We start from the raw sequence: 12,876 nt of genomic DNA, 5'->3' as shown, positions 1-12,876 counted from the left end.
AAAGATGACAGCGAATACTAAAAAATATCTTTTCTTGAGTCTAGTTGTACTTTTTACAACAAGTATTTTTAGTCAAGAAAATTTGAATAACTATTTGGAAATAGCAGCCAATAATAACCCTGCTTTAAAAGCTAAATTTAACGATTATATGGCTGCTATGGAAAAAGTACCTCAAGTAGGTACTTTACCAGATCCTACTTTTGCTTTTGGATATTTTATTCAACCAGTAGAAACAAGGGTTGGCCCGCAAAGGGCAAACTTTAATTTAATGCAAAGCTTTCCTTGGTTCGGTTTGTTAAGTGCTAAAGAGGATGTTGCGACTGAAATGGCAAAAGCCATGTACGAGGATTTTGAAAACACAAAATCCAATATTTTCTTCGAGGTTAAAACAGCTTATTATAATTATTATTTTATTGAAAAGGCCATTGAGATAACTAAAGAGAATATTGAAATCCTTCAAGTTTTTAAACGTTTGTCTTTGGTTAAAATTGAAGCAGGAAATGCTTCTATTGTAGATGAATTACGTGTTGAGTTGGAACTAAATGATTTGGAAAATCAATTAGAATTGTTTTTGGACACAAAAGATGTTTTAAGAATAAAGTTTAACAACTTATTAAACGGGGAAGCTGTTTCTGAAATACTAGTTCCAGATGTATTGTGGCAAGAAGAAATTCCTTTGGAACAGTTAAATATGCTTGATGAAATCTATACTTCAAACCATCAAATTAAAAGTATAGAACATAAGTTAAACGCCTTTTTAAATCAGGAAATTGTAGCTAAAAAAGAAGGATTACCAAAGTTTACTGTTGGTGTAAATTATACCATAGTTGGTGAAAATCCTATGTCAACAGCATCAGATAATGGTAAAGATGTGTTTTTGTTTCCATCGGTAGGGGTTAAAATTCCTTTATATCGTAAAAAATATAAAGCTTTAATAAAAGAAGCACAATACAGACAGGAAGCCGAAATATCCAGAAAAGAGGATAAAAAGAATACTTTGAGTTCAGTTTATGAAAATACATATAAAGATTTTAATGATGGAGACAGACGTATTGCTTTAAATTTAAGGCAATCTGAAATCGCAAAAAAAGTTTTGGACATTTTAATAGTTTCATACTCTACGAACTCTAAGGATTTTGAAGAAGTATTACGCATAGAACGCCAATTACTTAAATACGAATTAGAACATCAAAAAGCATTAACCGATAAAAATGCTGCAGCGGCATTTATGGATTATTTAATAGGACAATAAAATGAATATCATGAAGAAATATAAAAAATATATCATAGCAGTGGGTATTTTAATACTCGGGATGATTTTGGGAAATGTATTTTCTGGTGGAGACTCAGAAAAAACACATACAGAAGGTGAACATGAATATGTTCAAGATCCTGTAACACAATTATGGACTTGCTCAATGCATCCACAAATAAAGATGGAAAAACCAGGGAATTGCCCAATTTGTGGTATGGAACTTATTCCACTGGAAGCATCGGATAGCTCTTCAGAAAACATTGCAGACGACGAAATTGTAATGAATGAAGAATCCTATCAGTTGGCAAATATTCAGACTACAGTAGTTGAAAAGTCTAGTGCCAATAAGGAAATACGATTATTGGGTCGTGTAAAACCTGACGAGCGTAGATTGTATTCTCAAGTGTCTCATATACCTGGTCGTATAGAACGATTGTATGTTAATTTTACTGGCGAAAAAGTATATGCTGGTCAAAAAATAGTGCGTATTTATTCGCCAGAATTAATTTCTGCGCAAAAAGAATTGTTTGAGGCTATTAAGTCTAAAGATGTTTATCCACAGTTATATACCGCATCACGTAATAAATTAAAGCTTTGGAAACTGTCGGACAAACAAATTGAGGCTATTGAGTCTTCTGGAAAGGTTCAAGAACAGATTGATATTTTATCCGATCATTCTGGTTATGTAATGAGTAGAAATGTAGACACTGGAGATTATATTAAGGCTGGTGGTAATCTGTTCGATATTGCTAATTTGAGTACAGTATGGGTTATGTTTGAAGCCTATGAGGCAGATATTCCTTGGATACACATTAACGACAAGGTAAGCTTTACGATACAGGCTATTCCTGGAAAAAACTTTGAAGGTAAAGTTACCTACGTAGATCCTTTTGTGTCATCGAATACAAGGGTTGCCAAAGTACGTGTAGAAGTAAAAAACCCTTCAAACATGCTTTTACCAGAAATGTATGCTAGTGGTATTATTAAAGCAAAGATGAAAGGGATGGACAATACCATTGTCATCCCAAAATCAGCTGTACTATGGACAGGAAAACGAGCGGTTGTTTATGTAAAGGTTCCACACGAAAAGACCATCTCCTTTCTGTATAGAGAAGTTACACTGGGACAGGATATGGGACAATTTTATAGTATTAAGGAGGGTTTGAAAGAAGGTGAAACTGTTGCAACAAATGGTGTATTTAGAATAGATGCTTCTGCACAATTATTGGGGCAAAAAAGTATGATGAATCCAGAAGGCGGAAAGGTAAACCTAGGTGGTCATGCCGGAATGGATATGGGTGGCGATACGAAAGCAAGTAGCGAAGACCATTCTAAAATGGACATGAGTGATTCAAAAATGGAAGGAGAAATAAGCCCAGACCATAGCAAAATGGAAAAGGAGACCGATCATACAGATATGAACCAGCGCATTACAACAACGGACGGATTTAAAAACCAGTTGGAACAAGTGTTTAACGCCTATGTTAAATTAAAGGATGCCTTTGTAAAAGGTGATAACAGTACCGCTAGCGCTTCAGCCAAAACGTTATTGAGTGCCATGAAAAATGTGGATATGAAACAATTGACAGATCATAATGCACATAACCATTGGATGACCATATCCAAAGAAATTACAGAGTCTGCAACTTCTATTTCAAAAATTTCGGATATAGAAAAACAGCGCAGCCATTTTAAGCACTTATCGGCACATTTATCTAAAGGTGTAAAACTATTTGGAGTAAACCAAAAAGTGTACGAACAATTTTGCCCAATGGCCGACAACAATAAAGGTGCTTACTGGCTAAGCCTTAATGAGCCTATTAAGAACCCGTATTTAGGTGCTAAAATGCTTACTTGTGGAGACACGAAAACAGTCATTGTAAAATAATAAAAAAACTTTATAAACAAAAACAAATGAAAAATTTAAAATCAGTAGTAATAATTGCTTTAATAATGAGTGTAACTAATGTTATCAGTGCACAGCACGATCATAGCAAAATGAACATGAAACAGGACGATCATAATATGATGAATCATGATAAATCTATGGTAAAGTTAAACGATAAAAACCTTACCAAGGCATATATGCATTACACCATGATAAACAACGCTTTAATTGAAGCCAATGCTGAAAAGGTACAAAAAGCATCTAAAATGCTTGTTGGAATTTTAAAGAAATACGGTAAAGCAACTGATGCGCAAAAGGTGGCCGAAGACATGGCATCAAAGTCCAATATTATGGACCAACGTGTCATATTTTCAAAACTTACAACAGCATTTGAGCCTTTATTAAAAGACAATGTAACCGAAGGTGAAATTTACAAGAATTTTTGTCCCATGGCAAACGATGGAGGTTCGTACTGGTTTTCAAATTCCAACAAAATTGCAAACCCTTATATGGATAAAGCTATGGCCAGTTGTGGAAGTTTAAAAGAAACATTTAAGTCTATGTGATTGATAGCAGAAGCTGGTTTATAAATGCCTTTTATGACATTTTTAAGCCAGCTTATTAATCAAAAAAAATAAAGACATGAAAGAAATTAAAGCATTTATACAAAAAGAAAAACTCAATGAAGTTGCAAAGCACTTAAAAGAAAATCAGTTCTGTTGTTTTACAGTTTTTGAAGGTGAAGGAGTTGGTGATTATATAGATCCAGAGACAGAATTTCCAAGTTTAGATTTTCCGTTTTTACACCATAAAGTGGTTAAAATAGAAATGGTTATAGAAAAGGAAAAAGTAGATAAAGTTATAGATATTTTAACAAAGCATGCCCAAACGGGCAAAAACGGTGATGGACTCATCTATGTTAGTAATATAGACTATAGCGTAAGAATTAAAACAGGAGAACATAATAATAGTAGCCGTAAGGCATAATAAATATAAAGTCATGATAAAACAAGGCATTATTATAGCACTTTCAATCATTACTTTGATTGGTTGCAAAAATGAAACCAAGAAAGCAGAAGTTGCTGAAGTCACAGTTGAAAACAAAGTTGAAGTTAAAACAGAAACAACACAAGAGGATTACCAAGTAGGCTCTCAGGTACCAAATAAATTGGTCTGTATGGTGAACAATGCGTATATGGGTAAGCCCCAAATGCCTGTTCCTGTTAATGGAAAGACTTACTATGGTTGCTGCCAAATGTGTGTGGGCACATTGAACGACAATGAAACTGCTAGAACAGCGAAAGACCCTTTTAGTGGTAAGACAGTAGATAAAACAGAGGCATATATTGTTTTGGTAAAAAAAGAAGGAGATGTAGCCTACTTTGAATCTAAAGAAAATTATTTGAAATATAATAAATCAAAATAAAGTGTTTTTGGATGAATCGTTTATAATACCACTTTTTATATTCAAGAATTGTGATTTTAAGTTCAGGATTGAGCAACTAGAACCTATAAATCAGAATTACGTTCAGTTCGCCATTGTCAATAACTTTAGCAACTAATTATGATAAGAGAGATTTTTGTAAAAAATATGGTTTGCAACCGATGCATCAAAGTGTTGAAAGATGAATTAAGTCAGGCTGGGGCAAAGGTTATAGAAATTGAATTGGGCAGAATTAAACTTGATCTTAAAGATGCAATGGACAAGAATAAGTTGGATCATATCCTAAAGGAAAACGGGTTTTTATTAATTGATACACCAGAACAGCTTTTGGTTGAACAAGTAAAAATTGAACTTATAAAACTGCTACAGCATCTACCATTACAACTCTATGAAAACCTATCGGTTTATTTAGAAAATAAAATGTGCCAGGATTATTCCAAAATAAGTAAGGTTTTTTCATATACAGAACAGGTTACCGTAGAAAAGTACTTTATAAAATTGAAAATTGAAAAGGTAAAAGAGATTATCCAAATACAAGAATACAATTTTACCGAAATAGGACAACTGCTGGATTATAGCCATATCAACCATTTAAGTAGTCAGTTTAAAAATGAAACAGGAATGAGCATGTCAGCATATAAATCCCAATATAAGAGCTTTAGGAATTCTTTGGACAAAATTGTATAGATAATGCCCATAATTATGACACAAATTATTGAAAATCAAGAGTATTTTTGAAAAAAAAATATACAATATGCAAATGAAACGATTAACTAAGAAAATAAAAACACTAATTTTTTTATCAACTTTTGTGACCATTGGTGCACTCGCACAAGACAAGCCATCTGTTGAAGGCAATGTTGATAATTTACCTGTAAAGGAATACACACTTACTATTAATGAGGCCACTATCAATAAAACTGGAAAAGCTGTAAAAGGCATGACCATAAACGGCAGTATTCCTGGACCCGTATTGGAATTTACCGAAGGTGAGTATGCCGTGATATATGTTAAAAATGAAATGAGCGTAGAAACTTCCATCCACTGGCACGGACTTTTATTACCAAACTTCTACGATGGCGTACCTTATTTGACCACGCCACCCATTGAACCTGGACATACACAAAAATATGAGTTTGCCCTAAAACAATCGGGCACTTATTGGTACCATTCGCATACGCTCCTACAGGAACAAAGTGGGGTTTTTGGATCCTTTGTTATCCATCCAAAGAACGAAACCTTGAAGTATGATAAAGAATTGGTATTAATGCTATCCGATTGGACCAATGAAGACCCCATGCATGTACTGCGAAACCTAAAACGTGGCAATGAATGGTATGGCATACGAAAAGGAACAGCTACACCATTAAATCAAGTTATTGCACGCGGAGCTTTTGGAGCGCAATTAAATTTTTGGAGACAACGTATGAATGGGGCCGATATTGCCGATGTTTATTATCCTGCCTTTTTAATCAATGGTGAAGAATCTATTGAATATCCAGAATTTAATCCCGGAGAAAAAGTTAGATTACGTATTATCAATGGTGGTGCTTCTACCTCGTTCTGGATGACTTTTGGTGGTGAAGACCCACTGTTGGTATCGGCAGACGGTATTGATGTAGAGCCTATAGCAAAAAACAAAACCTTTATTGGCATCGCAGAAACTTATGATTACATAGTAACCATTCCTCAAGAAGGTAAGATAGAACTTAAGATCATGGCACAAGATGGTTCAGGAACTGCTTCGGCATTTTTTGGAAATGGAAAAGTGTTTGCAGCCGAAACCTTGCAAAGACCTGATAAAATAGGAATGATGAAAACCATGGCCAAAATGGACATGAAAATGGGAGCGCACGCTCTAAAATATCGCCCAAGCAAAGATGAAAGCTTCAAAATGAAAAATGAGTATGGTATGCAGATGAAAGATGATATGAGCGGTATGAACATGGAAAAATCCAAGACTGTTGATACGAAGGCCATGAAAATGGAAGGCATGAAAACGGATAAGGATTCCACTATGGCAGGAATGCAAATGGACCATTCCAAAATGAAAGGGATGGAAATGAACAATGATGATGCTATGAAAGGCATGCAGATGAATGATCAAAGGGATACTATGAAAACGGGCAATATGGAAGGCATGAATTTATTTTCAGAGTATAATTACGACTTTCTAAAATCACCAGAAAAAACGAGCTATCCCGAAGGTACGCCTATCAAGGAAATTTTACTGAACCTCACAGGGAACATGCAACGTTATATCTGGAGCATGAACGGCGTTCCTTTATCTGAAACTGATAATATAAAAATAGAAGGAGATCAGGTTACTAGGATAACATTGAACAATTTAACCATGATGCATCACCCAATGCATTTACATGGGCATTTTTTTAGAGTCATTAATAAAAATGGGGAATATTCACCATTAAAGCATACGGTTAATGTACCACCAATGCAGGAAGTGACCATAGAGTTTTATGGCAATGAGTATGGCGATTGGTTTTTTCACTGCCACATTTTATATCATTTGATGGGCGGAATGGCACGCGTTATGAGTTATGATACCCCTCCAGACATTCGTATGAAAGGCTATCCAGCAGCCATTGCAGTAGCCGAAACGGATCGTTATTATTCTTGGGGAATGGTTGATGCATCGTCACAAAACACAACTTTAAACTTGGTAGCTTCAAACATGAGAAACCAATTTAATGCTTCTGTTGAATATGGATATAATGAAAACCTAGAAGCAGAATTTACTTACGAAAGATATTTGCATGATTATTTAAGGGTATTTGGTGGTGTAAATATTGAAAATGAAATTGATGACAGTTTAAATGAGTTCAAAACTACTGCTGTTGCTGGTATCAGGTTTTTAACCCCTTATTTGTTTAGCCTCGATGCCAGGATTGATAGTGATTTAAGACCTAGAATTGGTCTTGGGCGGAGTATCATGTTATTTCCAAAATTTTCGGTGTTTGGTTACTACGAGTATCAATTAGATTTTGGTTGGGTAAACTCCTTACCATCTGGTGTTAATTCTGAATCAGAAACCGTTTGGAGTGCTGGCGCTGAATATTTTTTATCCAGAAACATATCGTTGCTAGGAAGTTACGATAACCGTTTTGGCGGTGGTGGAGGATTGTCGGTAAGATTTTAAGTAATAAAGGTAGTTATGATGTACACATGGATAATAGTTTTGGGAGTAATTGTCTTTGCGGTTATCCTATATGCAGGTAAAAACGGAAATAAAATACTGAAGAGAGAACGCCCTTTAGATATTTTAAACAGACGCTATGCTAATGGTGAAATTACCAAGGAAGAATATGAAGAAAGAAAACAAAGCATTAATTCAAAAAAATAAAAAAATGAAGTATTATTTTAATAAAACGGTTAGTGGAACTTTTGAAGATGTTATCGAAAAAGTCACAAAAGAACTAAAAGATGAAGGTTTTGGCATTCTTACAGAAATTGATGTAACAGCAACCTTAAAGAAAAAGCTGGATATAGACTTTAAAAAGTATAGGATATTAGGAGCTTGTAATCCACCCTATGCGCATAAAGCTTTGCAAGCAGAAGATAAAATTGGAACCATGTTGCCATGCAATGTCATAGTTCAGGAGATTAATCCCGGAATTGTAGAAGTGGCAGCAATTAACCCGATGGCTTCTATGATGGCAGTAGATAACAAGCAATTGATGGAAATTGCCGATGAAATAACTGCTAAACTTAAAAATGTAATTGAAAAACTTTAAAAAGGAATAAACACTAAAACAAATAAAAATGAGAAAATTAAAATTATCAATGGGAATTTTAGCAATTGTATTTGCAACCCTAACTGTAGCATCATGTAAAGATGCAAAAAAAGAACAAAATAATGAAGAGGAGCATCAATCTGAAATGAGCACTGAAGAAAATCATTCAGAAATGAACCACGACAACAGCGATGGTCACCATGATGAAGAAGCAACTCACGATAACAGTGATGGGCATCATGATGGAGATAGCGCAGAGATGACTTCTGAAGCAAGGGATATAGCAGTATCTACCCAAAAAAATGGAGCAACTTCAGCGATTATTGATGCTTACTTTCAAATTAAAAATGCTTTAGTAACCGATAGCAAAGAGAACGCTGCAAAAGGAGGTACAGCATTACTTGCTGCCTTTTCAAAGTTTGATATGAAAACATTAACTGATGGAACCCGTCAAGAATATATGGAAATTGCAGAAAGTGCCAAGGAACAAGCAGAACATATTGTAGAAAACCCTATTGACCATCAAAGAGAGCATTTTGAAACCTTGAGTACGGATATTAATGATTTAATTACCCTTTTAGGTACTGATAAAACCTTATATCTAGATTATTGCCCAATGAAAAAAGTAAGCTGGTTGAGCGAAACCAAAGACATCAAAAATCCATTTTATGGTAGTGAAATGCTAACCTGTGGGAATGTTAAAAAGCAAATTAACTAAAATGAAAATTGTTAAGATCATAGTTTTGGTTTTGCTGGTAGCGTTTGTGGGCATACAGTTTGTGCCCACAGAGCGAAACCAAAGCGATGTTGTACCAAAAACAGATTTTATGTTGGTTAATGATGTCCCTAAAGAGATTGAGAACAAGTTGCAGGTTTCTTGTTATGATTGCCACAGCAACAATACTGCTTATCCTTGGTATAACAAAATTCAACCTGTTGCCTGGTTTATGGAAGACCATATCAAGAAAGGAAAAGAGGAACTCAATTTTAACGAATGGGCTGACTATTCAGATAGACGAAAGAAGAGCAAATTAAAATCTATTATAAGTCAGATTAAAGATGATGAAATGCCTTTGAGTTCATATACCTTAATACATAAAGATGCTAGCTTTTCAGAAGATGATAAAAAGAAAGTCATTACATGGTTGACACAATTAAAAGATAATTAAGAAACAATAATTTAAAAACAAATAAAAATGAAAAATTTAAAAATGAGTATAGCAGCAATGCTATTGTTAGCAGTTTCTTTTACCAATGCACAGGAAAAGGAAAAAATGAACATGGATCATGGTAAAATGAACATGGACAAAATGAAAGACGCCAAAGCCGAGGTAGTTCTTAATGACTATTTTATGATGAAAGATGCATTGGTAGGTGATGACACTAAAAAAGCAGCACAGGCTGGAACTAAACTAATGGCCTCTCTAAAGGCTTTCGATATGACCAAGTATAGTAAAGAAGATCAAAAAGAACTGATTGATATTATTGAAGATGCAACTGAACACGCAGAACACATTTCGAAAAGTCCAATGGAACACCAACGCGAACATTTTAAAACACTAAGTAAGGATATCACGGATATGGTTGCTATTACTGGTACATCATCAAAATTATACGAACAATTTTGCCCAATGTACGATAAGGGTAGTGCTTGGTTGAGTACTAGTAACGATGTAAGAAATCCGTACTTAGGCAAAAAAATGCCGAGTTGTGGAAAAGTGCAAAGAGAGATTAATAATTAGAGCATATCTTTTAGAGTAAAGGAATAAAATATCTAATTCATAAAATGGAAAAGGAACTTTTCATTGTTGATTGGTTGTTAGTTAAAACTTTTCATTTTATGGTATTAGAAAAGTCCTAGTCTGGGAAGGGTGAAAATGTTGATGGTTAGTGTTAGGCCCTTCCCTCGTTAGGCACAAAATCAAATAGGATGAAAGATTGTTGCAAGACTGGTATTAAGACCGAACAAAAGAAAAGTGGCTTCAAAAAATGGTTCAATTATATTTTGTATGGCATTTTGGCTGCCATACTGATTGGTGCATTAGTGCTACAATTGGTTGGAGAATAATTTAAAAGAATATTGGCCTTTCGAGCAGATACTTGATATAGCATAAAAGGAATATGTTTGCTCTGGGTGGGCTGTGTCCAAATCACTTAATCTAATTTAGATGCCCTACCAGGATAACAACAATGGTCTTATCTTGGGTAGCTTTTATCATAAGAACAGTTGTAGGGTTTAAGGAACTTCTTAAATCAATGGGAATTGAGAACTGAAATGATATCGACAAAAAATATGTTCTCTAGCGAATGAATGAGAACGAGACCAAAACCTATCAGGAGATTTATTCAAATTGATTGAATGGTCTAAAAAACGAAACAGTAATGGGTAAAAATTTGATTTGTTTATTAATATTGCTGTTGGCAAGCAACATATTTCTCAACGCTCAAGAGTATGTGGTTAAGGAAGGAAGTGCATCTTTCAAGGCAAAAACACCTCTTATCTCATATGAAGGCATATCTAATGATGTAAAAGGCACTATAGATTTTAAGGCCGGAACCTTAACTTTTTCAGTACCTGTAAAATTCATAAAAACTGGTAATGAAAAACGGGATGAACATATGTACCAGTTGGTTGAAGCGGAAAAATATCCCAATGTTGTTTTCAAAGGAAAATTTATAAGCGGTTTTAATTTTAAACGAAATGGAATTCAATCTGTCCAAGCAAAGGGTGATTTTAGCCTTGCCGGAACGACTCGACAAATAAACATTCCCATAAACTTAGAGCTTGTTTCAGAAGGTACTATTCAATTAAACACTTCTTGGTCATTATTGATTACCGATTATAATTTGGAACGCCCAAGCTTTGCATTTATAAAAGTTAAAGACAAACACTTCTTAAGGGTCGATGTGTTGCTTAAAGAAAAATAGACTGTATTTATAAAAACCCTGCGGAAGATTAATTAATAGATTCTAAAATTTAGTTGATGAATATAAAACATATTTTGGTAGTAAGCACCTATTTTATAGCGATGGCCATTCCATTGGTAATGGTGTATTGGTTAATGCCAACTACTAAAGAAGGATTTATTGCGCAAATAGGGATGCTAATGGGTTTATCCGGTATAATGATGGTGTTCTTTCAATTTATCATTTCTGCCAGAATAAAATGGCTAGACCGCTTGTTTGCCTATAACAACTTAATCGATTTTCACAGAAGGATGGGAGTTTGGGCATTTGTATTTATTATGGTTCATTTTGTGATGCTTACCCTATCGGAGCAGTCCTTCGATATGCTTTTGGGGTATGACGAACCGTGGTACATCAATCTGGGTAAAATCACGTTTTTAATACTTTTGGTTCAGGTTTTGGTAAGTATCGGCCACAAAAAAATAAGTGTTCGCTATGAGCATTGGCGAACGATGCACAACGTTTTTGCCATCAGTATTCTCGTCTTAATGTTTGTGCACAGTTTTTATGCAGGAGACGATTTGGAGTTGCTGCCCTTACAGGTATTATGGTTCATTCTCCCACCTACTGCCATAGCCTTTTTTATATGGCAACGGTACTTTTTGTTCACTTTCGCACCCAAATATGAAGTGCTGAATGTCGTTAAAAAAGCCAAGGATACGTACAGCGTTCAGTTTGTACCTGTAAACGGGAATGCACCCTATTCGCATAACCCAGGACAGTTCCATTTTATCAAATTTACGGATTGTAAGCATTTAAAGCCTGAAGAGCATCCATTTACCATATCCTCAAGCCCAAGCCAAAAGTTACATTTGGCATCTACCATAAAGGCTTCTGGTGACTTTACAAGCCAGATACACCAACTTCAAAAAGGTGATAAGGTTAAAATCATAGGGCCATTCGGCAAGATGTCCCATTTAGAAAAATCACATTCGGGGTCTATAGTATTTATTGCGGGAGGCATTGGTATAACGCCATTTGCAAGTATGTTGCAGTATATGGCAGACAAGGACGAGCAGCGGGAAGTAACCCTATTCTATTTTAATGCTACCGAGTCGGACATTGCCTTTAGGGAAGAATTATACCATATCTCAGAAAACACATCCCTTAAATTAAAAGTGGTACACATACTCAGTAAGCAAGATAATTGGGAAGGGGAAAAAGGACGGTTCGATACTAAATTATTGGAAAAATACTGTTCAGGCTCGCTCCTACAAAATGATTATTATGTATGTGGTCCTCCACTTATGATCAACGCTGTAATCAAGGATTTGAGACAATTGCAAGTTCCACTAACTAAAATACACAGTGAAATGTTTGGGCTTGCGGTATCTGGCTCACCCACTACCCATCATAAAAAACAAGCCCAATTGGTTTCTAGGCTTATTGTTATGGCTTTAATAGTGTTGGTTATTGTGTTTGCAGGCCTTCGATCCGGCTGGGAATTATTTGGGGACGATACACTGGAAAACGAACACAGTGCCTCAAGCAGCCTCACTTTAAATAGGGAACTAAACTAAGTAGTGATGGAATACCAAATGTAAAAAAATAAAAATAAATGTTTAACTAA

14 protein-coding genes are annotated in these 12,876 nt (G+C 35.0%); all 14 read left to right on the top strand.

The genetic code is table 11. The features are described from left to right. The first annotated feature begins 4 nt into the window (after positions 1 to 4). The 14 genes from BT151_RS16875 (at position 5) to BT151_RS16810 (ending at position 12,826) form a co-directional block, all read left to right on the top strand. Positions 5 to 1,252: a TolC family protein gene (locus tag BT151_RS16875; protein WP_072403533.1), complete on the top strand. Its 1,248-nt coding sequence runs from the start codon at positions 5 to 7 to the stop codon at positions 1,250 to 1,252. A 10-nt stretch (positions 1,253 to 1,262) separates the two neighbouring features. Then, on the top strand, positions 1,263 to 3,143 hold the full coding sequence (locus BT151_RS16870) for an efflux RND transporter periplasmic adaptor subunit (RefSeq protein WP_072403641.1): 1,881 nt from the start codon (positions 1,263 to 1,265) through the stop codon (positions 3,141 to 3,143). Between the two features lie 26 nt (positions 3,144 to 3,169). Beyond that, the gene (locus BT151_RS16865; RefSeq protein ID WP_072403532.1) at positions 3,170 to 3,709 is read left to right on the top strand and encodes a DUF3347 domain-containing protein; all 540 of its coding nucleotides are present in this window, start codon (positions 3,170 to 3,172) and stop codon (positions 3,707 to 3,709) included. Between the two features lie 76 nt (positions 3,710 to 3,785). Next, positions 3,786 to 4,130 (top strand): P-II family nitrogen regulator, encoded by a 345-nt coding sequence (locus BT151_RS16860; RefSeq protein ID WP_072403531.1) that lies wholly within the window; start codon positions 3,786 to 3,788, stop codon positions 4,128 to 4,130. A gap of 13 nt (positions 4,131 to 4,143) precedes the next feature. Beyond that, positions 4,144 to 4,569, top strand: coding sequence for a hypothetical protein (locus BT151_RS16855; RefSeq protein WP_072403530.1), 426 nt, complete (start codon positions 4,144 to 4,146; stop codon positions 4,567 to 4,569). A gap of 138 nt (positions 4,570 to 4,707) precedes the next feature. Next, on the top strand, positions 4,708 to 5,274 hold the full coding sequence (locus BT151_RS16850; RefSeq protein ID WP_072403529.1) for a helix-turn-helix domain-containing protein: 567 nt from the start codon (positions 4,708 to 4,710) through the stop codon (positions 5,272 to 5,274). Between the two features lie 73 nt (positions 5,275 to 5,347). Then, on the top strand, positions 5,348 to 7,744 hold the full coding sequence (locus tag BT151_RS16845) for a multicopper oxidase domain-containing protein (RefSeq protein WP_084648015.1): 2,397 nt from the start codon (positions 5,348 to 5,350) through the stop codon (positions 7,742 to 7,744). A gap of 15 nt (positions 7,745 to 7,759) precedes the next feature. Continuing rightward, positions 7,760 to 7,948: an SHOCT domain-containing protein gene (locus BT151_RS16840; RefSeq protein WP_072403528.1), complete on the top strand. Its 189-nt coding sequence runs from the start codon at positions 7,760 to 7,762 to the stop codon at positions 7,946 to 7,948. A gap of 4 nt (positions 7,949 to 7,952) precedes the next feature. Beyond that, complete coding sequence (locus BT151_RS16835) at positions 7,953 to 8,339, top strand: DUF302 domain-containing protein (RefSeq protein ID WP_072403639.1); 387 nt, start codon at positions 7,953 to 7,955, stop codon at positions 8,337 to 8,339. 28 nt (positions 8,340 to 8,367) lie between these two features. Then, a complete protein-coding gene (locus BT151_RS16830; protein ID WP_072403527.1) occupies positions 8,368 to 9,057 on the top strand; it encodes a DUF3347 domain-containing protein in 690 nt (229 codons plus the stop codon). Between the two features lies 1 nt (position 9,058). Then, complete coding sequence (locus BT151_RS16825; RefSeq protein WP_072403640.1) at positions 9,059 to 9,508, top strand: heme-binding domain-containing protein; 450 nt, start codon at positions 9,059 to 9,061, stop codon at positions 9,506 to 9,508. A 27-nt stretch (positions 9,509 to 9,535) separates the two neighbouring features. Further along, positions 9,536 to 10,081, top strand: a complete 546-nt coding sequence (locus BT151_RS16820) for a DUF3347 domain-containing protein (RefSeq protein WP_072403526.1) — start codon at positions 9,536 to 9,538, stop codon at positions 10,079 to 10,081. 640 nt (positions 10,082 to 10,721) lie between these two features. Next, positions 10,722 to 11,267: a YceI family protein gene (locus BT151_RS16815; RefSeq protein ID WP_072403637.1), complete on the top strand. Its 546-nt coding sequence runs from the start codon at positions 10,722 to 10,724 to the stop codon at positions 11,265 to 11,267. 56 nt (positions 11,268 to 11,323) lie between these two features. Beyond that, positions 11,324 to 12,826 carry a ferredoxin reductase family protein gene (locus tag BT151_RS16810; RefSeq protein ID WP_084648007.1) on the top strand — a complete coding sequence of 501 codons (1,503 nt, stop codon included), beginning with the start codon at positions 11,324 to 11,326 and terminating at the stop codon, positions 12,824 to 12,826. Positions 12,827 to 12,876 lie beyond the last annotated feature (50 nt).

The sequence above is a fragment of the Flaviramulus basaltis genome (assembly GCF_900114265.1).
GTDB classification, from domain to species: Bacteria; Bacteroidota; Bacteroidia; order Flavobacteriales; family Flavobacteriaceae; genus Flaviramulus; species Flaviramulus basaltis.
The sequence above is the reverse complement of the archived record's forward strand: the minus strand, read 5'-3'. Positions and strand labels throughout refer to the sequence as shown.